A 20669-nucleotide genomic window follows, 5' to 3' on the forward strand; every position below is an offset into this window, starting at 1 on the left:
CTGTCGATCCGGGGGCGGCTGCGGGACATCGGGGGCACGGCCGAGCTGATCTCGGTGCCGGGCCAGGGCACGGAAGTGGAATTGAAGGTCCCGCGCGAACCGGCGCGGGACGCACGGGGGAAGGCAGGAAAGGCACGATGAGCGAGCAGCAGCAGCAGGAACGGGCCACGGGGACCGCCGCGGGGGAGACGGCCGGCGGGACCACGGGCGCGATCAAGGTCATGGTCGTCGACGACCACCCCATGTGGCGCGACGCGGTCGCCCGCGACCTCGCGGAGGCCGGCCTCGACGTGGTCGCCACGGCGGGCGACGGCGAGCAGGCGGTGCGCCGCGCGCAGGCCGCCGCCCCCGACGTCCTGGTCCTCGACCTGAACCTCCCGCTGAAGCCGGGCGTCCAGGTCTGCAAGGAGCTCGTCGGCGTCAACCCGGCGCTGCGCGTCCTGGTCCTCTCCGCGAGCGGCGAGCACGCCGACGTCCTGGAGGCGGTCAAGTCCGGCGCCACCGGCTATCTGCTGAAGTCCGCGTCCACCGAGGAGCTGATCGACGCGGTGCGCCGCACGGCCGTCGGCGACGCCGTCTTCACGCCGGGCCTCGCGGGCCTGGTCCTCGGCGAGTACCGCCGCCTGGCCACCGAGCCCGCCGCCGGCACCCCGGACGACCCGAAGGCCCCCCAGCTCACCGACCGCGAGACGGAGGTCCTGCGCCTGGTCGCCAAGGGCCTGAGCTACAAGCAGATCGCCGAGCGCCTGGTCATCTCGCACCGCACCGTGCAGAACCACGTCCAGAACACCCTGGGCAAGCTCCAGCTGCACAACAGGGTGGAGCTCGTGCGGTACGCGATAGAGCGCGGCCTCGACGACGCGTGACGCGCCGGCCCGCGTGAGCCCATGGCGCGCGGGCCGCGACGCGCACCCCTCGTAAGAGTGAAGACCCCGTGATCAACTCCCCTGCCCTGAAAGGGAATTGACTGTTCGCCCCGTCCCGGAGTGACCTGTATCACCATTAGCGTGACGCGCATCAGGTCACTGAGGCGAAGGGACATTTCCATGCGGGTCGGAGTACTGACCGGAGGCGGCGACTGCCCCGGGCTCAACGCCGTCATCCGGGGCGTCGTCCGCAAGGGCGTGCAGGAGTACGGCTACGACTTCGTCGGCTTCCGGGACGGCTGGCGCGGTCCACTGGAGGGCGACACCGTCCAGCTCGACATCCCCGCGGTCCGCGGCATCCTGCCGCGCGGCGGCACCATCCTCGGCTCCTCGCGCACCAACCCGTTCAAGGCGGAGAACGGCGTGCGGCGCATCAAGGAGCAGCTCGCGAAGAACGAGGTCGACGCGCTGATCGCCATCGGCGGAGAGGACACGCTCGGCGTCGCCGCGCGCCTCACCGACGAGTACGGCATCCCGGTCGTCGGCGTCCCCAAGACCATCGACAACGACCTCTCGGCCACCGACTACACCTTCGGCTTCGACACGGCCGTCGGCATCGCCACCGAGGCGATCGACCGCCTGCACACCACCGCCGAGTCGCACATGCGCGTCCTGGTCGTGGAGGTCATGGGCCGCCACGCGGGCTGGATCGCACTGCACTCCGGCCTCGCCGGCGGCGCGAACGTCATCCTCATCCCCGAGCAGCGCTTCGACCTCGACCAGGTCTGCGCCTGGGTGACCTCCCGCTTCAAGGCGTCGTACGCCCCCATCGTCGTCGTCGCGGAAGGGGCGATGCCCAAGGACGGCGACATGGTCCTCAAGGACGGCACGCAGGACTCCTTCGGGCACGTCCGGCTCTCCGGTGTCGGCGAGTGGCTGGCCAAGGAGATCGAGGGGCGCACCGGCAAGGAGGCGCGCACCACGGTCCTCGGGCACGTCCAGCGCGGCGGCACCCCCAGCGCCTTCGACCGCTGGCTCGCCACCCGCTTCGGGCTGCACGCGATCGAGGCCGTACGGGACGGCGACTTCGGCAAGATGGTCGCGCTGCGCGGCACCGACGTGGTGCGCGTGCCGATCTCGGAGGCCACGGCCCGCCTGAAGACGGTGGACCCGGCGCTGTACCAGGAAGTCGGCGTGTTCTTCGGCTGACCGCGCCACCGCGGTGCCCCGCCCGGCGGGGCACCGCCACTCCCCGTATATTCGGCCCTACCGGGCCGAACTCGTGTTATCGGGCCAAGGGCGCGACACGGCCAGTCACTCGACGTACGGGAGAAATCGTGGAGATCCTCGCCTTCGGCGTGCAGTCCGACGAGAAGCCGCTGATCGAGAAGGCCTTCGCGGGCCACCACGACGTCCGCTGCCTCGACGTCTTCCTGAACGAGGACACCGCCCCCATCGCCGCGGGCTACGAGATCATCTCCTCCAGCGTCAACGCGACGCTCGACCACCGCGTCCTGCAGACCCTCGCCGCGGGCGGCACCCAGCTGATCGCCCAGCGCTCCACCGGCTTCAACAACATCGACCTGCAGGTCGCCGAGCGCCTCGGCCTGACCGTCGCCCGCGTGTCGTACTACTCGCCCTACTCCGTGGCCGAGTTCGCCTGGACGCTCGCGATGGCCGTCAACCGCCGCATCGTCCGCGCCTCCAACCGCACCCGCGACTTCGACTTCCGCCTCGACGGCCTGATGGGCCGCGACCTGCGGGGCCGCACGGTCGGCGTGCTCGGTACCGGCAAGATCGGCGAGGCCTTCACCCGGATCGCCCACGGCTTCGGCATGAACCTGCTCGGCTGGGACGTCGCCGAGAACCCCGCCTGCGTCGAGCTCGGCATGAAGTACGTCGAGAAGGACCAGCTCTTCGCCGAGGCCGACCTGATCAGCCTGCACGTCCCGCTGCTCCCCGCCACCCAGCACATCATCGACGCCGCCGCGCTGCGCACGATGAAGGACGACGCGATCCTGGTGAACTCCAGCCGCGGCGGCCTGATCGACACGAACGCGCTGGTCGCGGAGTTGCGGGCCGGGCGCTTCACGGGCGTCGGCCTCGACGTGTACGAGGCGGAGGCGGGCCTCTTCTTCCTCGACAAGTCCCTGGAGGCCGTCGAGGACGACACCCTGGCCCGCCTGGTGACGTTCCCGAACGTGGTGGTCACCTCCCACCAGGCGTACTACACCGTGGACGCCGTCGGCCAGATCATCGACACCACGGTGCAGAACGTCCTGGACTATCAGGCGGGCCGCCGCTCGGAGAACGTCCTCGTGCCCGCCGTGGCGAGCAGCTGACCGACCAGGTCGCGCACGACGGCGGCCCCGCGCAGCGTCAGTACCGACTCCGGGTGGAACTGCACGCCCGCGAAGGACGGCCCGCGCACCGCGTGCACCTCGCCGCTCGCCGCGTCCCTGCTGACCTCGACGTCGTGCGCGGCCAGCTCCGCCGCCGCCTCGTCGTCGCAGCGCGCCACGAAGCTGTTGTAGAACCCGACGGTCTCGCGCCGCCCGAACAGGTCGATCTCCGTCTGCGCGCCCTGGTGGGGCACCTCCTTCCGTACGATCTCCAGGCCGAGCTCGACCGCGATCAGCTCGTGGCCCAGGCACACGCCGAGCACGCCGTGCCGGTGCCCCCGGATCACCTCCGCCGCCAGCGAGCGCAGGAACCGCATCTTCGGGTCGTCGAGGTCGGACGGGTCGCCCGGGCCCGGCCCGAGCACGACGGGCCCCTCGTGCGCGAGCACCGCCTCGCGCAGGCCCTCCTCGTCGTAGCGCCGCACCGACACGCCCACACCGGACGAGCGCAGGACGTGCGCGAGCATCGCGGTGAACGTGTCCTCGCCGTCCACCACGAGCGCGTGCCCGGACAGCTCCCGCGACGGCTCCTGCATCCGCAGCCAGAACGGCGCGAGACCCGCGCGCCGCCCGTCCAGCGCCGCCCGCACCCGCGGATCGTCGGCGAGGGCGGGCCGGGCGCCCTCCTCGCGCGGGCGTCCGGGGCGCACGCCCAGCGCGGCCAGCACCCCGGCCGCCTTCGCGTGCGTCTCGGCGACCTCGCCGCGCGGATCGGAGCCGCGCACCAGCGTGGCGCCCACCGGCACCCGCAGCCGGCCGGCCGCGGAGATGTCGGCGGTGCGGATCAGGATGGGGGAGTCCAGGGTCTGCGCGCCGCCCGCGTCCCGGCCGACGAGGGCGAGGGCGCCCGCGTAGTAGCCCCGCCCCACACCGTCCCGCCCGACGGGTTCGTGGCGCTCGATGACGCGGCAGGCGTTCTGCACGGGCGAGCCGGTGACGGTCGCCGCGAACATCGTCTCCTTGAGGACCTCGCGCACGTCCAGCGACGACTTGCCCCGCAGCTCGTACTCGGTGTGCGCGAGGTGGGCCATCTCCTTGAGGCGCGGCCCGATCACCACACCGCCCCGGTCGCCGACCGTGCACATCATCTTGAGCTCCTCGTCGACGACCATCGAGAGCTCCTCGATCTCCTTGCCGTCGGACAGGAAGGCGAGCAGGTCGTCGGCCGTGGGGCCCTCGGCCGGGTAGCGGTAGGTGCCGCTGATGGGGTTCATGACGACGGTCCCGCCGGACATCCGCACATGGACCTCGGGGCTGGCGCCGACGAGCGTCCGCTCCCCGGTGTGCACGACGTACGTCCAGTAGGCGCCCCGCTCGCCGAGCAGCAGCCGCCGGAAGAGCGCGAGCGCGTCCGCGCGGCCGAAGCCCGGGATCTCGCCCTCGTAGGTGCGGCGGATGACGAAGTTGGCGCCCTCGCCCCGCCCGATCTCCTCGCGCAGGACCCGCTCCACGATGTCCGCGTACGCCGCGTCGTCGACGTCGAAGGCCCCGCCCTCGACCCGCACGTCGTGCGCGGGCAGCGCCGACAGGGCCGCGGCGAGCGGGAGTTCGTGGGTCTCCTCGGGCGTCAGGACGGTCAGCGGGGTGCCGTCGTCACGGACGTCGAAGCCGCGCTCCCTGATCTGCCGGAAGGGCACGAGGGCGAGGCCCTCGGGGATGTCCGCGAGCCGTTCGTACGTGCCCGTCGGGCCGATGAGGACCTCGACCGTGTCGTGGTCGCGGCCCGGGGTGCGGCGGCGCAGCAGGGCGAACGGACGGTCGTCGGACAGGAGGCTGGTCAGCTCCATCGGTGCAGTTCCTTCTCACTCGGAGAGGAACGGCCCGCTCCCGGGAAAGTCCGGAAAACACCGAAGGCCGCCCCTCGGGCGGCCTTCGCGAGTCTGTGTGCGCGCAGAGTCAGTGGGCCGCCGGATGAGCGGGCCACCACCAGTTCTGGGTCGTCGTCGAGCACGACGTCTGCGCGAGCATGTCCGGCACCCTACCCGATCCCGGGGCGCGGCAGCGGGACGGCGACGGAGCCGGTGCGGCCGTACGGGTACAGGAACCGGTCACTCCACCGTGTCTGCTCCGTCTCACTTCGTGAGCGGGTGACGGTGAGGCCCGCCCGACCCCTTAATGTGGACCGGGTGACCGTGAACGCTAAGACCACCACCAGTGGTGGCAACACCTGGCGAAACCTGCCCGCGGCGCAGCAGCCCGAGTACCCCGATGCCGAGGCTCTGCGCGATGTGATCGCGGACCTCGAGTCGTATCCGCCGCTCGTCTTCGCGGGCGAGTGCGACCAGCTGCGCGCCCGACTGGCCTCTGTCGCCAAGGGAGAGGCGTTCCTGCTCCAGGGCGGCGACTGTGCCGAGGCCTTCGACGCCGTGTCGGCCGACCACATCCGCAACAAGCTCAAGACCCTGCTCCAGATGGGCGCCGTCCTCACGTACGCGGCGTCCGTGCCCGTCGTGAAGGTGGGCCGCATCGCGGGGCAGTACTCCAAGCCGCGCTCCAAGCCGACCGAGACGCGCGACGGCGTCACGCTCCCGACCTACCGGGGCGACTCCGTCAACGGCTTCGACTTCACCGAGGCCGCCCGCGTCCCGGACCCCGAGCGCCTGAAGCGGATGTACAACGCCTCCGCCTCCACGCTCAACCTCGTGCGCGCCTTCACCACGGGCGGCTACGCGGACCTGCGCCAGGTGCACGCCTGGAACCAGGACTTCGTGAAGTCCTCCCCCTCCGGCCAGCGGTACGAGCAGCTGGCGCGCGAGATCGACAGCGCGCTCAACTTCATGCGGGCCTGCGGCACGGACCCCGAGGAGTTCAAGACCGTCGAGTTCTACGCCTCGCACGAGGCGCTGCTCCTCGACTACGAGACGGCGCTGACCCGCACCGACTCGCGCACCGGCCGGCTGTACGACACCTCGGGCCACATGCTCTGGGTCGGCGAGCGGACCCGCCAACTGGACCACGCGCACATCGAGTTCGCCTCCCAGGTGCGCAACCCCATCGGCGTCAAGCTCGGCCCGACCACGACGGCCGAGGAGGCGCTGCAGTACATCGAGCGCCTCGACCCCGACCGCGAGCCCGGCCGGCTGACCTTCATCGTCCGCATGGGCGCCGACAAGGTCCGCGACAAGCTGCCCGAGCTGGTCGAGAAGGTCACGGCGTCCGGCGCGACCGTCGCCTGGATCACCGACCCGATGCACGGCAACACCTACGAGGCGGCCTCGGGCCACAAGACCCGCCGCTTCGACGACGTGCTCGACGAGGTCAAGGGCTTCTTCGAGGTCCACAAGGCGCTGGGCACCCACCCGGGCGGCATCCACGTCGAGCTCACCGGTGACGACGTCACCGAGTGCGTGGGCGGCGGCGACGAGATCTTCGTCGACGACCTGCACCAGCGCTACGAGACGGCCTGCGACCCGCGGCTCAACCGCAGCCAGTCGCTCGACCTGGCGTTCCTGGTCGCGGAGATGTACCGCGACCAGTAGTTCTCGCCCGTAGGCACGCGTGGGGCGCGGATCCGTGTGATCCGCGCCCCACCGGTGTATCCGGGGCTTTTGCGCGCCCGACGTCGCGGGTAAGGTTAGGTTAGCCTCACCGATCAATCGGGACGGCGCTACCGATAAGTCCTGTCCGGGAGGTGAACCGCGTGTACGTCTGCAACTGCTTCGGGGTCACCGAGGCGCAGGTGAAGAAGCACGCGGCGGACGGGGCCTGCACCCCCCGCCAGATAGCGTCGGCCTGCAAGGCGGGCACGGACTGCGGTTCGTGCGTACGCCGCATCCAGGCGCTGCTCGGCCGGGGCGCGTGCCCCCGCCGTGAACTCGTCGACCAGGGTGAGCCCGCCGTGGCGCTGGCTCCCGAGGCGGAGCTTCCCGAGGCCGCCTAGCCTCGCGGGGATCTCTCCCCGAGGGCCGGATCAGCCCTCCGGCTGCTCGATGAGCTGCGCGATGTAGAGCGGCTCGCCCAGCTTCTCGACCAGTTCCAGCTGGGTGTCCAGATAGTCGATGTGGTGCTCCTCGTCCTCGAGGATCGACTCGAAGATGTTGGCGGACGTGATGTCGCCCTTGGCGCGCATCACCTCGATCCCGCGCTTGAGGCGGTCGATCGCCTCCACCTCGACCTGCCGGTCCGCCTGGAACATCTCGGTGACCGACTGGCCCACGCGGACATGGAAGAGCCGCTGGTAGTTGGGCAGGCCGTCGAGGAACAGGATCCGGTCGGTCAGCACCTCCGCGTGCTTCATCTCGTCGATCGACTCGGACCGGGTGTACTTCGCGAGCTTCGTCCAGCCGAAGTTTTCCTGCATCTTGGCGTGGAGAAAGTACTGGTTGATCGCCGTGAGTTCGGCGGTCAGCTGCTCGTTGAGAAATTCGATGACCTCGGGGTCGCCCTGCATCGCAGAGGCTCCTTCCGCACGGGTAACTGGGCAGGTAGCGCGCATCCTTGCACCGGGCTTCGGAAGCCGTCCAGTAAGTGCACGCTTAGTATGAGTTGCCCCGATCCGTGCTCCCGATGGTTCGGCTGGTCACGTCCACCGTCCCGGGTCTGTCAGGATGGAGTCATGGGTCAGCCGGCGGAACGCGCATCTCGACAGGCAGCGGAGCCGGAGCTTCCGCCGGGGCAGCGGCTGCAGCGGGGCTGGCCGGTCACTCATTACGGCCCGGTGCCGAAGTTCCGGCCCGAGCGCTGGGAGTTCAGGGTCTTCGGCGCCACCGCCGACGGCGAGAAGCACTGCTGGACGCACGAGGAGTTCTCCGCCCTGCCGTACGACACGGTGGTGGCCGATCTGCACTGCGTCACGAAGTTCAGCATGCTGGGGGCCGAATGGGGCGGGGTCCCGGCCCGTACGCTCCTGGAGATCGCCCCGCCCGCGCCGAACGCCACCCATGTGATGGTCTGGGCCGAGTACGGCTTCAGCTCGAATCTGCGGATGGCGGACTTCGCCTCCGACCGCACGATCTTCGCCACCCACAAGGGCGGTGAACTGCTCACGGCCGAGCACGGTTTCCCGCTGCGCCTCGTGGTGCCGCACCTGTACGCCTGGAAGGGCCCCAAATGGGTCCGCGGCGTCGAGTACATGACCGCCGACCGCCGCGGCTTCTGGGAGGAGCGCGGCTACCACAACGTCGGCGACCCCTGGCGCGAGCAGCGCTACTCCTACCAGGAAGAGCCCGGGGACGGCCCCGAGCTCTAGTCCTGCCGCCTGCTTTCCTCGCAGGTCAGTGGTGGTACTGGTGCACCACCGCGTGGCCCTTGCCGCGGCCGATCATCCACTTGTTCACCGGTGTGGTGATCACGAACGCGGCGGCCAGGGCGATGGCGAGGACCCACCAGAACATCGCGTCCGTCAGGTGCGCGTCCATGGCGCCGGGCCACAGCGCGATCACGCCGTTGTCGATCAGCTCCATCACGGCGATGGAGAGGGTGTCGGCGGCGAGCGCGACGCGGAACGCCGTCCTGAAGTCGACGCCGGCCTTGAGGATGCCGCGCAGCGTCAGGGCGTAGCCGAAGGCGAAGGCCAGGATGATCGCGAGGATCATCGTCGGCATGTTCCCCCAGCCGAGCGCGGTGCCGATGATCATGCCGAGCACCTCGCCGATGGCGCACCCGGTGAGGCAGTGCAGCGTGGCCTGGGCGGCCATGCGCCAGCTGACCTTGCCGGTGCCGTGGGCGTGGGAGCCGCCGTGACCGTGCTGCGCGTGGTCCGTGTGGCCCTCGTGCTGCCCGTGGCCCTCGTGCTGCCCGTGGTGCTCGGCGTGCGTGTCGTGCTGCATGAAGATCCCCCAACGTCAGACGACGGCTCCTGCCGCCTGACAGGAACCGTATACCCCCCAGGGGTATTCCTCAAGGGATCTTCGAAGGATCGTCAGCGGCTCCTGAGCTCCTTCAGACGCGCTACGTCGGCGGCGTGGCCCTCCTTGCCGCCCGGCGTCTCGATGATCAGCGGTACGCCCTCGGTCGCGGGGTGGGCCATCAGCGCGCGGAAGGGCTCCTCGCCGATGTGACCGGTGCCGATGTTCTCGTGGCGGTCCTTGTGCGCGCCGACGACGTCCTTGGAGTCGTTGGCGTGCACCAGCTTCAGGCGGCCCTCGCCGACCGTCTCCACGAGGTGGTCCAGGGTCTGCGCCATGCCGCTGGGACCCGTCAGGTCGTGGCCCGCCGCGAAGATGTGGCAGGTGTCCAGGCAGACGCCCAGCCTGGGGTGGGAGTCGAGCGCCTCGAAGTACGGCCCGAAGTCCCAGGTGCGGGAGCAGAGCGAGGAGCCCTGGCCCGCGGTCGACTCCAGGAGCAGGAACGGGTCGTCGTCGTGCGTCAGCTCGTCCAGCAGCGGCAGCATGCGGTCCCGCACCTGCTTCAGGGCGACCTCGCGGTCCCGGCCGCCGGTCGCCGAGCCGGTGTGCACGACGACGCCGAGCGCGCCGATCTCGCGCCCCCTGCGCAGCGAGTGGCGCAGGGACTCCACGGACTTCTCGACGGTCGCCTCGGTGTGCGAGCCGAAGTTGATGAGGTAGGGCGCGTGGACGTACGCGGGGATGCTCTCGGCGGCGCAGGCCGCGCGGAACTCCTCGTCCTGCTTCGGGTTGCCCGGCGGGGTCGCCCAGCCGCGCGGGTTGGCGACGAAGACCTGGACGGTCTCGGCGCCGAGCTCACGGGCGTACGAGAGGCCGACGGAGGCGAGTCCGCCGGCCACGGGGACATGGCCGCCGACGGGGTTGCGGGACGCCGCGCCGGAGGGCGTCGTACGGGCTGTGCTGGGGGACGTATCGCTGCTCACGCGCTCAAGGGTGGCACGTGCGCGTGAGCGTCCCTCCGGCGGTCCGGCGTCCGCTGACGCGGCGGCCCCGCGCCTGCCCCGTCAGCGGATCTCGATGGAGATCGTCGACCCCTTGCGGGCCTTGTCGCCGCCCTCCACCGACTGGCTCTTCACCTTGTCGCCGAAGATCCCGAGCAGGCCGCGGTTCTCGTCCACCTCGAAGCCGGCCTTCTCCAGCTCGGCCGTCGCGTCGTCGACGTTCATGCCGACCACGTCCGGGACCTCGATCATCGGCTGGCCCTTGGAGATCGTCAGCGTGACCGTGTCGCCCTCGGCGGCGATCTCGTCGCCCACGGGGTCCTGCTTGACGACGGCGCCCTCGTCCTCGTCGGAGTAGACCCGCTCGGGGGCGACGTCGACCTTGAGCCCGGCGTCCTCCAGCTCGGCGGTGGCGTCCTCCTCGGACTCGCCGGTCACGTCCGGGACCTCGACCTGCCTGCCCTTGCTGACCACCAGGGCGACGGCCGAGCCCGCCTTGCGGGTGAAGCCCGCCCGCGGGTCCGTGCTGATCACGGAGCCCTTCTTGACGTCGTCGCTGAAGGCCTTGGTGACCATGCCCGGTTCGAGCCCGGAGCCCGTCAGCTCCTTCTTCGCCGTGGCCAGCGGGATGTTCTTCACGTCCGGGACCTTCACGGTCTCCGGGCCCAGCGAGACGGTCAGCCTCACCTTGCCGTTGTGCCGGATGCGCTCGCCCGCGGCGGGGTCGCTGTCCATGACCGTGCCGCGCTTGTCCGTGTCGCTGTACTTGCGCTTGATGTCCTTGACGTCGAGCCCGGCCTCGTCGAGCCGCCTCTTCGCCTGCGCCTCGGTCTTCGCGAGCAGCGGCGGGACCTTCGTGAACTGGCCGGAATTGATGTACCAGACGCCGGTGCCGACGCCGAGCACGAGCAGGACGGCGGCTATCAGCGCGACCGTGCGGCGGCGCGGGTCGAAGCGCCGGCGGGCCCGGGATCCGCCGGGCGGTCCCGGCGGGGCCGGCGGCGGGGGAGTGAGGATGCTGGTGCGGTTCAGCGCGTCCTGGCCGCCCTGCCCGCCCTGTCCGCCGTGGCGGTCCTCGGCGGGGAGCTCCAGCTGGACGGAGCGCACCGCGCGCGGGATCACGCTCGTGCGGTCCTCGGCGTTGTCGTGCGCCGTCGCGTGGGCCTGCGGCGGCACCGCGTCGAGCTGCTCCTCGGTCAGGGCCGCCCGTGCCCGGCGGACCTGGCCGAGCAGCGCCACCGCGTCGAAGGGGCGGACGTCGGGGGTGCGGGCGGTGGCGGAGGCGACCAGCTCGTCGAGCTCGAAGGCGAGCCCCGGGACGGCCGCCGACGGGGGCGGCACGTCCTCGTTGAGGTGCTGGTAGAGGACCTGGGCCGGGGAGTCCCCGGAGTGCGGCTTGGCGCCGGTCAGCATCTCGTAGAGCACGACCCCGCAGGCGTACACGTCCACGCGGGTGTCCGCCGTGCCGTGCTCGATCTGCTCGGGGGCGAGGTAGGAGACCGTGCCGAGGACCGTGCCCGTCGTGTTCGTGACGGTGTCCACCGCGCGGACCAGACCGAAGTCGGCGACCTTCACCCGGCCGTCGTCCCCTATGAGGACGTTCTCCGGCTTCATGTCGCGGTGCACGAACCCGGCGCGGTGCGCGGCGCCGAGCGCGGCGAGGACCGGCTCCAGGATGTCGAGCGCGGCCCTCGGCTGCAGGGCGCCCCGCTCGCGCAGCACGTCGCGCAGGGTGCAGCCCGCGATGTACTCCATCGCCAGATAGACGTACGACCCGTCCGTGCCCTGGTCGAAGACCCCGACCACGTTCGGATGCGAGAGGCGGGCGACCGACTTGGCCTCGCGGATGAAGCGGTCCACGAAGGAGGCGTCCGCCGCGAGCGTCGGGTGCATCACCTTCAGGGCGAGCACGCGGTCGAGGCGGGTGTCCACGGCCCGGTAGACCGTGGCCATCCCGCCGACCGCGATGCGTCCGTCGATCCGGTAACGGCCATCGAGCAGCTGCCCGACGAGCGGGTCCTGAAGGGTCGTGTCCACGGAGGGGAGTCTACGAGCAGACACCGACACCCCATCCCGTACGGGCGTATTCACAGCGGGAATGCAGCCGAGCTGTAACAGGCCGTGGACGCCGACGGTCGCGGGCGGCCCGGCGCTCAGAACGCCGGCCGCTCCGGATCCAGCCGGGCCAGGCCCTCCCCGGGGGACGACGCCTCAGCGAAGTGCCGCCGCGGGATCCGCCCGGCACGGTACGCGAGACGCCCCGCCTCCACCCCGTGCCGCATGGCCTCCGCCATCAGGACCGGCTCCTGCGCCCGCGTCACCGCGGAGGCGAGCATCACGCCCGCGCACCCCAGCTCCATCGCGAGCACCGCGTCGGACGCCGTGCCAGCGCCCGCGTCCAGGATCACCGGCACGCGCGCGTGCTCCACGATCAGCTGGAAGTTGTGCGGGTTGCGGATGCCGAGCCCGGAGCCGATGGGGGAGCCGAGCGGCATGATCGCCGCGCACCCCACGTCCTCCAGCTTCCGCGCGAGCACCGGGTCGTCGTTCGTGTACGGAAGGACGGTGAAGCCGTCGTCGACCAGCGCCTCGGCGGCGTCCAGGAGCTCGACGGGGTCGGGCAGCAGGGTGCGCTCGTCGGCGATCACCTCCAGCTTCACCAGGTCCGTGCCGAGGGCCTCGCGCGCGAGACGGGCCGTGAGGACGGCCTCGCCCGCCGTGAAGCAGCCCGCCGTGTTGGGCAGCACACGGATGCCGAGCCGCTCCAGGACGGAGAGCACGGAGCCCTGCACGCCCGGGTCGAGGCGGCGCATCGCGACCGTGGTCAGCTCCGTGCCGGACGCGACGAGGGACCGTTCGAGGACGTCGAGGCTGGGCGCCCCGCCCGTGCCCATGATCAGGCGCGAGGAGAGGGTGAGCCCGCCGATGACGAGTGCGTCGTCAGCCATGTCGCCTCAGCCTCCCTGGACCGCGGTGAGGACCTCGACGCGGTCGCCGTCGGCGAGGGCGGTGGTGGGCCACTGCGCGCGCGGGACGACGGTTTCGTTGAGGGCGGCGGCGACACCGGAGTGCGCCGAGGTGAGGGTGGCCACGAGGGCTTCGAGCGTGGTGCCCGAGGTCACGTCGCGGACCTCCCCATTGACGGAAACGGCGAAAGGCGTGCTCATACGGGCTGCTCCGTGAGGGACTGCGTGACGGGCGTGGGGGAGACGGAAGAAGGCGAGGACGCGGTGAAGCGCCGCGGGGTGAACGGGAGCGCCTCGTCGGGCAGTTCACCGGTGGTCAGCGCGTGCGCCATGACGTCGCCGGTCAGGGGCGTCAGAAGGATGCCGTTGCGGTAGTGGCCGGTGGCCAGGTGGAGCCCGTCGAGTCCCGAGGGGCCCAGCATCGGCGCGTTGTCGGGGGAGCCGGGGCGCAGGCCCGCGCGGGTCTCGGTCAGCGGCAGCTCCGTGATGCCGGGCACGAGCTCGTGGGCGTCCCGCAGGAGTTCGTACACGCCGCCCGCCGTGACCGTGGTGTCCCAGCCGAGCTCCTCGCTGGTCGCGCCGACGACCAGCTCGCCGTTCTCGCGTGGCACGAGGTAGACGTGGCTGCCCCGCACGACCGCGCGGACGGTGCGGCTCAGGAACGGCGCGTACGGCTTCGGCACCGTCAGCCGCAGCACCTGCCCCTTCACGGGGCGCACGGGCGGCAGGACGTCGCCGGGCACGCCCGCGAGGCGCCCGCTGAGGCTGCCCGCCGCGAGGACCGTCGACCCGGCGGTCAGCTCGGTGCCGTCCGCGAGGACGACGCCGTGCGCCCGGTCGCGTACGACGGACAGGCGTTCGGCCCACGCGCGGCGGAAGACCACGCCCGCCCGCTCGCAGGCCGTCAGGAGCGCCGCCGAGAGCCTGCGCGGGTCGATCTGGTGGTCGCCGTCGACCCGGAGACCGCCGCGCACCCCCGGCGCGAGCATCGGCTCCAGGCGTCGGCACTCGCGGCCGCTCAGCCACTGCGACTCCAGGCCCGACTGGCGCTGCAGGGCGTGCAGTTCGCGCAGATGGGCGCGGTCGTCGGAGTCGAGCGCGACCGCGAGCGTGCCGCACGCGCGGTAGCCGAGGTCGCGCCCGCTCGCCTCGGCCAGCTCGGCGGCGAACGCCGGATAGCGGCGGGCGGACTCCAGGTTGATGCCGAGCAGCGTCTGCTCGCCGTAGTGCAGTTCGGTGACGGCGGCCAGCATGCCCGCCGCGACCTGGGCGGCGCCGCCGCCCGGCTCGGGGTCCACGACCGCGACGGACAGGCCGCGCTGCGCGGCCCGCCAGGCCGTGACCAGGCCGATCACGCCGCCTCCGACGACCAGGACGTCAGAGGTGGCCGATGGTGTCGTCATACGTGAATGCATGGGCGTCCAGCCCCTCCCTTCGCCGGCATGACCCGGATCAGGTTCGTACGGTCGGAGGCCGTCCCAGCCTCCCTCTCAGCCCGGTGCGTCCGGGCTCCCGCGAGTGCTCTGCACCGGCCACCCTAGCCCGTCGTTCCGTGCGGCAGTAGGGGAGCTGTCCGGGTATGGACCATGACCGTGTGTCAGAGATCTCCCCGTCGCACCCTGAAGCCGTCACCGTCCGCCGCCCTAGAGTGATCGGGTGAGCGAGCAGCAGATGCAGAGCGAGCAGCAGCGGACGCGGCCGGAGCGGCACGTCGTCATCGTCGGCGCCGGAATGGCCGGTGTGCAGACCGCCGTGGCCCTGCGCGAGCAGGGTTTCACCGGGGCGGTCACCCTCATCGGGGCGGAGCCGCACCAGCCGTACGACAGGCCGCCGCTGTCCAAGGCGGTCCTCCTCGGCAAGGCGGAGGGCTCCGCCTTCGACATCGACTTCGAGGCGCTCGGCATCGGGCTGAGCCTGGGCCGCGAGGTCACCGGCGTGCGCCCGGCCGACCACGAGCTGGACACCGCCGACGGCCCCGTCGCCTACGACGCCCTGGTCCTGGCCACCGGTGCCGAGCCGATCCGGCTGCCCGGCACCGAGGGCGTCCCCGGGGTGCACCTCCTGCGCACCCTGGACGACGCCGAGCGGCTGCGGCCGGTCCTCGCCGAGCAGCACGACATCGTGGTCGTCGGGGCGGGCTGGATCGGCGCGGAGTTCGCCACCGCCGCGCGCGAGGTGGGCTGCTCCGTCACCGTGGTCGAGGCCGCGGCCCGGCCCCTCGCCGGGGCGCTGCCCGAGGAGGTCGCCGCCCCGATGGCGGGCTGGTACGCGGACTCCGGAGCCGTCCTGCGCACCCACGCGCGCGTGGAGCACGTCGAACCGGGCGCGGTGATCCTGTCCGACGGGACCCGGCTGCCCGCGGGCGCCGTCGTCGTCGGCATCGGGGCGCGGCCCGCGACGGCCTGGCTGGCCGGCTCCGGCATCGAGCTCGGCGTCCACGGGGAGGTCGTGACCGACGACCACCTGCGCGCCTCGGCGCCGGACGTGTACGCGGTCGGCGACTGCTCGTCCTTCCCCTCGGCGCGGTACGGCGAGCGCCTCCTCGTGCACCACTGGGACAACGCCGTCCAGGGCCCGCGCACGCTGGCGGCGAACATCATCGGCGAGACCCCGGCGGCGTACGACCCCGTCCCGTACTTCTGGTCGGAGCAGTTCGGCCGCTTCGTGCAGTACGCGGGGCACCACGCGGCGGCCGACCAGCTGGTGTGGCGCGGCGACCCCGCGGGCATGGCCTGGTCGGTGTGCTGGTTGCGGGAGGGCGCCCTGGTGGCGGTCCTCGCGGTGGGCCGCCCCCGTGACCTGGCGCAGGGCCGCAGGCTCATCGAGTCGGGCGCCCGGCTCGACCCGGAGAAGGTCACGGATCCCTCGGTGCCGCTGAAGAAGGCGGAGTACGCGTAGGGGAGCGCGCGCGGAGGACGGGCCGGTCACCGGGGCCGCGTACCCGGTGGCCGTCGGCTCCTCGCCCCCGGCCGCACACCCGCTCCCCGGCCCGTGCGCCCGACCGGCGATACGCTGGACCACGTGACCGAGATTGACGCAAAGACTGATGCTCTCGTCCCCGCCTGGCTCCACCTCCCCGACATCGCCGACATGCTCGACGTCGAGGTGACGCGCGTGCGCCAGCTGGTCAAGGAGGGCCAGCTGATCGCCGTGCGCCGCGGTGAGAACCGGGCGCTGCAGGTGCCGGCGGCCTTCATCGACGGCGACAAGGTCGTCAAGGGCCTCTCCGGGACCCTGACGCTCCTGAGGGACGACGGCTTCAACGACGAAGAGATGCTCGAGTGGCTCTTCACTCCCGATCCGACCCTGCCCGGCACCCCCGCGCAGGCCCTGAGCGAGAATCGCGGCACGGAGGTGAAGCGCCGTGCCCAGGCGCTCGCCGTCTGAGCAGGCGCAGGCCGCCTGACCGAAAAGAACCGTCCGGAGCGGGGGCCGCGTGCACGTCACGCGGCCCCCGCACCACCGACAACGGGGGGAATCTCCATGGCCGCCGATCACCGCGCCCGGCTCGCCGACGCCCGGCTCTACCTGTGCGTGGACGCCCGCAGGCGCCAGGGCGACCTCCCGGAGTTCCTGGACGCCGTCCTCGCGGGCGGCGTCGACATCGTGCAGCTGCGCGACAAGGGCATGGAGGCCGGCGAGGAGCTGGAGCACCTCCAGGTCTTCGCCGACGCCGCCCGGCGGCACGGCAAGCTCCTCGCGGTGAACGACCGCGCGGACGTCGCGCACGCCATCGGCGCCGACGTGCTGCATCTCGGCCAGGGCGACCTGCCCGTCCCCGCGGCCCGCGCCATCCTCGGCGCGGACGTGCTCATCGGCCGCTCCACGCACGCCGAGTCGGAGGCCGCCGCGGCCGCCGTCCAGGAGGGCGTGGACTACTTCTGCACGGGTCCGTGCTGGCCCACCCCCACCAAGCCGGGGCGCCACGCCCCCGGCCTCGACCTGGTCCGCTACACGGCCTCGCTCGGCACGGACCGCCCCTGGTTCGCCATCGGCGGCATCGACGCGGGCAACCTGGACGAGGTCCTGGAGGCGGGGGCGCGCCGGGTCGTCGTCGTGCGGGCGATCACCGAGGCGGACGATCCGGGCGCCGCCGCGGCCGAGTTCGCCAAGCGGCTGCGCGCCGCCGGCTGACCGAGGTCCGGCGCGCGGGCGTACGCCTGTGTGATCAACAGCCCGTGAGTGTCCGATCCGTGGACAACAACCCGGCAAACCGGCCAAATCTCCCAGGCCCGGTTGGGCGACCGCCCCGGCCTGGCTAACCTGCGGGTATGGCCCTAGGCACAGCTTCCACCAGGACTGACCGCGCGCGCACCGTGCGGGACATGCTCGCGACCGGCAAGACGACGTACTCGTTCGAGTTCTCCGCGCCGAAGACGCCGAAGGGCGAGCGGAATCTGTGGAACGCGTTGCGCCGGGTCGAGGCGGTGGCCCCGGACTTCGTCTCCGTGACCTACGGGGCGGGTGGCTCCACGCGCACCGGCACGGTCAAGGAGACCCAGCAGATCGTCGCCGACACGACGCTGACGCCCGTCGCGCACCTGACCGCGGTCGACCACTCCGTGGCCGAACTGCGCAACATCATCGGGCAGTACGCGGACGCGGGCATCAGGAACATGCTCGCGGTCCGCGGCGACCCGCCGGGCGACCCCCTCGGCGACTGGGTCGCCCACCCCGAGGGCCTCACCTACGCCGCCGAACTGGTCAGGCTCATCAAGGAGTCCGGTGACTTCTGCGTGGGCGTCGCCGCCTTCCCGGCGATGCACCCGCGCTCGGTCGACTGGGATTCCGACATCCGGCACTTCATCGACAAGTGCCGGGCCGGCGCGGATTACGCGATCACCCAGATGTTCTTCGACCCGGAGGAGTATCTGCGGCTGCGCGACCGCGTCGAGGCGGCCGGCTGCGAGACGCCGATCATCCCCGAGATGATGCCGGTCACCAACGTCCGCCAGCTCGACCGGCTGCCCCAGCTCAGCAACGCCGTATTCCCGGCCGCGCTGAAAGAGAGGATCCTCTCGGTCAAAGATGATCCGGCCGCTGTACGCTCCATTGGCATCGAGTTCGCGACGGAGTTCTGCGCGCGGCTGCTGGCCGAAGGTGTGCCGGGGCTGCACTTCATCACGCTCAACAACTCCACGGCGACGCTGGAAATCTACGAAAATCTGGGTCTGCACCAGCAGGCCTGACCGGCGCTACCCCGTTACCCGCGGGCGGCGGCCGTAGGGGAGAGGGGCGTACATGGGCTGGGCGGTCCTCTACATCGCGTTCGGATTCGTCGCGCTGTGGTTGCTCGGCGAAGTGCTGCTGCAGTACAAGGCGCGGCTGCGCTGGCGCGTGCTGGCCTTCGTGGGCTTCCTCGGCGTCGTCCTCGGCGTGCTGATCCCGTCGGTGTGGATCATCGGGGTCGGCGCCGTCGCCTTCGCCACGGGCCAGACGTACGTGACGCTCTCGTTCCGCAAGGGCTTCTCCACCGGCTGGGCGCTCGGCGGCCGGCCGGGCCTGAGCAAGCGCCGCAGGAAGGCGCCGCAGGAGGCCGCCGCGCAGGAGCCGACGCTCCAGGTCTCCGACCTGGAGTACGAGCAGGTCCCGCCGCCACCCGCCCACGACCCCGGCGTCTACGAACCGGAGCCGATGCCCGACGACACCGGGCAGTATGGCGTGTACAACGACTCGGCGTACGCCCCGCCGACCGCGGGCGACGCCTACCAGAACGACGCCTACGGCTACGATGCCGCGGCCTACACCGGCTACGACCAGCAGAACTACGGGTACGACGAGACCGGGCAGCAGCAGTACGCCGCGTACTCCGACCCGTACATCGGCACCCAGACCTACGGCGCCCGGCAGAGCTACGACACCTACGGCGACCAGCAGAGCTACGCCCCGTACGGCGGCGACACCTACGGCGGCGACCTCGGCGGGACGTACCAGGACACCCCGCCCGGCGGCGTCTGGGTGCCGCAGCAGCGCACCACCGACGAGCCGTACGGCGGTGAGCTCCCGCCGGAGCAGCCGTATCCGTACCAGGGCGGGCACGCGGGCGGACAGGCCGACGACCACGCCGGTGGCCATGCCGGCGGCTACGACGGCTCGGGCTACAACGAGCAGCAGTACCGGTACTGAGACCGGCTCCGCCGCCCGTACCGACCGGCTCCGGAGCCGTGGCCGCGGCCACGGCTCTCGGCCCACGGTTCACTGCGAGCCGCGGAACTCCGGGCCCTCGACGATCAGCCCCGCCACCAGCGTGCCCGACATGCCCGCGTGGGGGAGGCCGCCCCCGGGGTGCGACCAGCCGCCGACCGCGAAGAGCCCCGGAAGACGCGTGCTGTTGGACGGGTGGAGCAGCGCGCCGTCGGCCGCGGCGAGCGCCGGTGCCGGGACCGCGCCGCCATCGGCACCGGTGGCCTCGGCGATGTCGGCGGGGGTGCGGACCTCGTGCCACAGGAGGCGGTCGCGGAGGTCCGGGACGGCGGCCTCGGCGCGGGCGATCACGCGGTCCACGTCCGCCGCGGTGACCTCCAGGCCGGCGGGCACCGTCACCGTGAGCGTCACCGCCTCGTGCGCGGCGTCCGGCGTCAGGCCCTCGTCGTCGGGGCGCAGCACCGTGACGGTCGGGGAGGCGGGGAGTCCGCGCCGCTCTCCGAAGAGGCGGTCCAGCTCGTCCCGACGGTCGGCCGTGTGCACCACCGTCCGATGGGGCGTGCCCTGCGGCCGTGCCCCGCTCAGCGCGAGCAGCACCGTCAGCCGGCTCGCCGTGCCCGAACGCGCGGGGACGTCCTCGGCGGCCCGAGGAGCCCCGCCGGGCAGCAGCCCGGCCAGGGCGGTGGGCGCGACACCCGCGACGACGAAGTCCGCGTCCTCCACGGTGCCGTCCGCGAGCTCCACGCCCGCGGCCCGGCCGTCCTTCTCGACGACCCGCGCCACCGCCGTGTCGAACACGAACTCGACGCGCCGGGCCAGGCACCGCTCGTACACCGCGCGGGCCAGCGCGCGCAGGCCGCCGCGCACCGACCAGACGCCGAACGTCTGCTCCATGTACGGCAGGACGGCCGCGCTCGCCGGGGTCGTCCGCGGGTCCAGGCCGTGCGCGAGCGCGAACTGCTCCAGGAGGGCGACCAGACGCGGATCGCCGCCCAGCTCCAGCTCGCCGATCTCGCCGAGGGTGGCCGCGCGGCGCTCACGGCGCAGCAGGCGCTTGTGCGGCACCGCGGGGTAGGGCTCGCGGGCGGCCAGCACCTCCCAGTTCGGCCACAGGGGCTCTTCCAGGAGCGGGCGGCGGGTGCGGTCCCAGGCCTCCCGCGCGCGGTTCATGAACGCCGACCAGCGTGCGCCCGCGCCCGCGCCGAGGGCCGCGTCCAGGGCCTCGCCCACGCCCGCGCGCGAGGCGTTCGGCAGGTCGGCCGTGGTGCCGTCCGCGAAGACATGGCGCACGGCGGGCTCCACCTGGGAGAGCTCGACGCACTTCTCCAGGGGCTCCTTGCCCGTCTTGACGAACAGGTCGCGGTAGACCGCGGGGAGCTGGAGCAGGCCCGGTCCGGTGTCGAAGGCGAAGCCGTCCCGCTCGACGCCGCCGAGCGCGCCGCCGTACGTCCCGCCCCGCTCGTACACCACCACCCGGTGGCCCGCGACGGCCAGCCGGGCGGCC

20 protein-coding genes, 1 pseudogene and 1 riboswitch are annotated in these 20669 nt (G+C 72.2%); of the genes and pseudogenes, 12 read left to right on the forward strand and 9 right to left on the reverse strand.

What is annotated here, in order from left to right:
* The 4 genes and pseudogenes from AOK22_RS42915 to AOK22_RS23465 all read left to right on the forward strand — a co-directional run.
* Positions 1 to 141 (forward strand): annotated as a pseudogene (locus AOK22_RS42915) (MacS family sensor histidine kinase); the annotation flags it as partial.
* 80 nt (positions 142 to 221) lie between these two features.
* Positions 222 to 866 (forward strand): response regulator, encoded by a 645-nt coding sequence (locus AOK22_RS23455; RefSeq protein ID WP_055700699.1) that lies wholly within the window; start codon positions 222 to 224, stop codon positions 864 to 866.
* Between the two features lie 180 nt (positions 867 to 1046).
* Entirely contained in the window at positions 1047 to 2075 is a 1029-nt protein-coding gene (locus AOK22_RS23460; protein WP_055700682.1) for a 6-phosphofructokinase, read from the forward strand.
* 128 nt (positions 2076 to 2203) lie between these two features.
* Positions 2204 to 3208, forward strand: coding sequence for a 2-hydroxyacid dehydrogenase (locus AOK22_RS23465; protein WP_055700683.1), 1005 nt, complete (start codon positions 2204 to 2206; stop codon positions 3206 to 3208).
* Here the strand turns inward: AOK22_RS23465 and AOK22_RS23470 are convergent.
* The gene (locus AOK22_RS23470; RefSeq protein WP_055700684.1) at positions 3154 to 5055 is read right to left on the reverse strand and encodes an anthranilate synthase family protein; all 1902 of its coding nucleotides are present in this window, start codon (positions 5053 to 5055) and stop codon (positions 3154 to 3156) included. The genes AOK22_RS23465 and AOK22_RS23470 overlap by 55 nt on opposite strands.
* Before the next feature lie 339 nt (positions 5056 to 5394).
* Here AOK22_RS23470 and AOK22_RS23475 point away from each other — a divergent pair, with 339 nt between their 5' ends.
* Together AOK22_RS23475 and AOK22_RS23480 are read left to right on the forward strand one after the other, a co-directional pair.
* Entirely contained in the window at positions 5395 to 6747 is a 1353-nt protein-coding gene (locus AOK22_RS23475; RefSeq protein ID WP_055700685.1) for a class II 3-deoxy-7-phosphoheptulonate synthase, read from the forward strand.
* A gap of 152 nt (positions 6748 to 6899) precedes the next feature.
* Positions 6900 to 7148: a (2Fe-2S)-binding protein gene (locus AOK22_RS23480; protein WP_055700686.1), complete on the forward strand. Its 249-nt coding sequence runs from the start codon at positions 6900 to 6902 to the stop codon at positions 7146 to 7148.
* Positions 7149 to 7178: 30 nt separating this feature from the next.
* On the opposite strand, the gene bfr is transcribed toward AOK22_RS23480, so the two are convergent.
* The gene (bfr, locus tag AOK22_RS23485; protein WP_055700687.1) at positions 7179 to 7658 is read right to left on the reverse strand and encodes a bacterioferritin; all 480 of its coding nucleotides are present in this window, start codon (positions 7656 to 7658) and stop codon (positions 7179 to 7181) included.
* A gap of 165 nt (positions 7659 to 7823) precedes the next feature.
* On the opposite strand from bfr, the gene AOK22_RS23490 reads away from it, so the two are divergent.
* Complete coding sequence (locus AOK22_RS23490) at positions 7824 to 8456, forward strand: sulfite oxidase-like oxidoreductase (RefSeq protein ID WP_055700688.1); 633 nt, start codon at positions 7824 to 7826, stop codon at positions 8454 to 8456.
* 25 nt (positions 8457 to 8481) lie between these two features.
* On the opposite strand, the gene AOK22_RS23495 is transcribed toward AOK22_RS23490, so the two are convergent.
* The 6 genes from AOK22_RS23495 to thiO form a co-directional block, all read right to left on the reverse strand.
* Entirely contained in the window at positions 8482 to 9036 is a 555-nt protein-coding gene (locus AOK22_RS23495; protein WP_055700689.1) for a DUF4396 domain-containing protein, read from the reverse strand.
* Between the two features lie 92 nt (positions 9037 to 9128).
* A complete protein-coding gene (locus tag AOK22_RS23500) occupies positions 9129 to 10037 on the reverse strand; it encodes a deoxyribonuclease IV (protein ID WP_055700690.1) in 909 nt (302 codons plus the stop codon).
* A gap of 81 nt (positions 10038 to 10118) precedes the next feature.
* Complete coding sequence (gene pknB / locus AOK22_RS23505) at positions 10119 to 12092, reverse strand: Stk1 family PASTA domain-containing Ser/Thr kinase (RefSeq protein WP_055700691.1); 1974 nt, start codon at positions 12090 to 12092, stop codon at positions 10119 to 10121.
* A gap of 116 nt (positions 12093 to 12208) precedes the next feature.
* A complete protein-coding gene (locus AOK22_RS23510) occupies positions 12209 to 13003 on the reverse strand; it encodes a thiazole synthase (RefSeq protein ID WP_055700692.1) in 795 nt (264 codons plus the stop codon).
* 6 nt (positions 13004 to 13009) lie between these two features.
* Complete coding sequence (gene thiS / locus AOK22_RS23515; protein ID WP_055700693.1) at positions 13010 to 13222, reverse strand: sulfur carrier protein ThiS; 213 nt, start codon at positions 13220 to 13222, stop codon at positions 13010 to 13012.
* Positions 13219 to 14424, reverse strand: coding sequence for a glycine oxidase ThiO (gene thiO, locus AOK22_RS23520; protein WP_055700694.1), 1206 nt, complete (start codon positions 14422 to 14424; stop codon positions 13219 to 13221). Before thiO ends, thiS begins: the two co-directional genes overlap by 4 nt.
* Positions 14425 to 14433: 9 nt before the next feature.
* A riboswitch (TPP riboswitch) is annotated at positions 14434 to 14547 on the reverse strand.
* 145 nt (positions 14548 to 14692) lie between these two features.
* Here thiO and AOK22_RS23525 point away from each other — a divergent pair.
* From AOK22_RS23525 to AOK22_RS23545, 5 genes are all read left to right on the forward strand, one after another.
* A complete protein-coding gene (locus tag AOK22_RS23525; RefSeq protein WP_055700700.1) occupies positions 14693 to 15919 on the forward strand; it encodes an NAD(P)/FAD-dependent oxidoreductase in 1227 nt (408 codons plus the stop codon).
* A 123-nt stretch (positions 15920 to 16042) separates the two neighbouring features.
* Positions 16043 to 16408 (forward strand): Rv2175c family DNA-binding protein, encoded by a 366-nt coding sequence (locus AOK22_RS23530; RefSeq protein ID WP_055700695.1) that lies wholly within the window; start codon positions 16043 to 16045, stop codon positions 16406 to 16408.
* A gap of 96 nt (positions 16409 to 16504) precedes the next feature.
* The gene (thiE, locus tag AOK22_RS23535; RefSeq protein ID WP_055700696.1) at positions 16505 to 17155 is read left to right on the forward strand and encodes a thiamine phosphate synthase; all 651 of its coding nucleotides are present in this window, start codon (positions 16505 to 16507) and stop codon (positions 17153 to 17155) included.
* A 137-nt stretch (positions 17156 to 17292) separates the two neighbouring features.
* A complete protein-coding gene (metF, locus tag AOK22_RS23540; protein WP_055700697.1) occupies positions 17293 to 18210 on the forward strand; it encodes a methylenetetrahydrofolate reductase [NAD(P)H] in 918 nt (305 codons plus the stop codon).
* A gap of 52 nt (positions 18211 to 18262) precedes the next feature.
* Entirely contained in the window at positions 18263 to 19147 is an 885-nt protein-coding gene (locus AOK22_RS23545) for a hypothetical protein (RefSeq protein ID WP_055700698.1), read from the forward strand.
* Between the two features lie 69 nt (positions 19148 to 19216).
* Here AOK22_RS23545 and AOK22_RS23550 read toward each other — a convergent pair.
* Positions 19217 to 20669, reverse strand: a 1453-nt coding sequence (locus AOK22_RS23550) for a phytoene desaturase family protein (protein WP_055700701.1), incomplete at its 5' end; no start/stop codon positions are given.

The sequence above is a fragment of the Streptomyces silaceus genome, assembly GCF_001419745.1.
Taxonomy (GTDB): Bacteria; Actinomycetota; Actinomycetes; order Streptomycetales; family Streptomycetaceae; genus Streptomyces; species Streptomyces silaceus.

Coding starts and splice junctions, on each gene's coding strand:
- thiE (WP_055700696.1), top strand. CDS start 16,505: ATGGCCGCCGATCACCGCGCCCGGCTCGCCGACGCCCGGCTCTACCTG.
- bfr (WP_055700687.1), bottom strand. CDS start 7,658: ATGCAGGGCGACCCCGAGGTCATCGAATTTCTCAACGAGCAGCTGACC.
- AOK22_RS23470 (WP_055700684.1), bottom strand. CDS start 5,055: ATGGAGCTGACCAGCCTCCTGTCCGACGACCGTCCGTTCGCCCTGCTG.
- AOK22_RS23525 (WP_055700700.1), top strand. CDS start 14,693: ATGCAGAGCGAGCAGCAGCGGACGCGGCCGGAGCGGCACGTCGTCATC.
- metF (WP_055700697.1), top strand. CDS start 17,293: ATGGCCCTAGGCACAGCTTCCACCAGGACTGACCGCGCGCGCACCGTG.
- AOK22_RS23460 (WP_055700682.1), top strand. CDS start 1,047: ATGCGGGTCGGAGTACTGACCGGAGGCGGCGACTGCCCCGGGCTCAAC.
- thiS (WP_055700693.1), bottom strand. CDS start 13,222: ATGAGCACGCCTTTCGCCGTTTCCGTCAATGGGGAGGTCCGCGACGTG.
- AOK22_RS23510 (WP_055700692.1), bottom strand. CDS start 13,003: ATGGCTGACGACGCACTCGTCATCGGCGGGCTCACCCTCTCCTCGCGC.
- AOK22_RS23545 (WP_055700698.1), top strand. CDS start 18,263: ATGGGCTGGGCGGTCCTCTACATCGCGTTCGGATTCGTCGCGCTGTGG.
- thiO (WP_055700694.1), bottom strand. CDS start 14,424: ATGACGACACCATCGGCCACCTCTGACGTCCTGGTCGTCGGAGGCGGC.
- AOK22_RS23455 (WP_055700699.1), top strand. CDS start 222: ATGGTCGTCGACGACCACCCCATGTGGCGCGACGCGGTCGCCCGCGAC.
- AOK22_RS23495 (WP_055700689.1), bottom strand. CDS start 9,036: ATGCAGCACGACACGCACGCCGAGCACCACGGGCAGCACGAGGGCCAC.
- AOK22_RS23490 (WP_055700688.1), top strand. CDS start 7,824: ATGGGTCAGCCGGCGGAACGCGCATCTCGACAGGCAGCGGAGCCGGAG.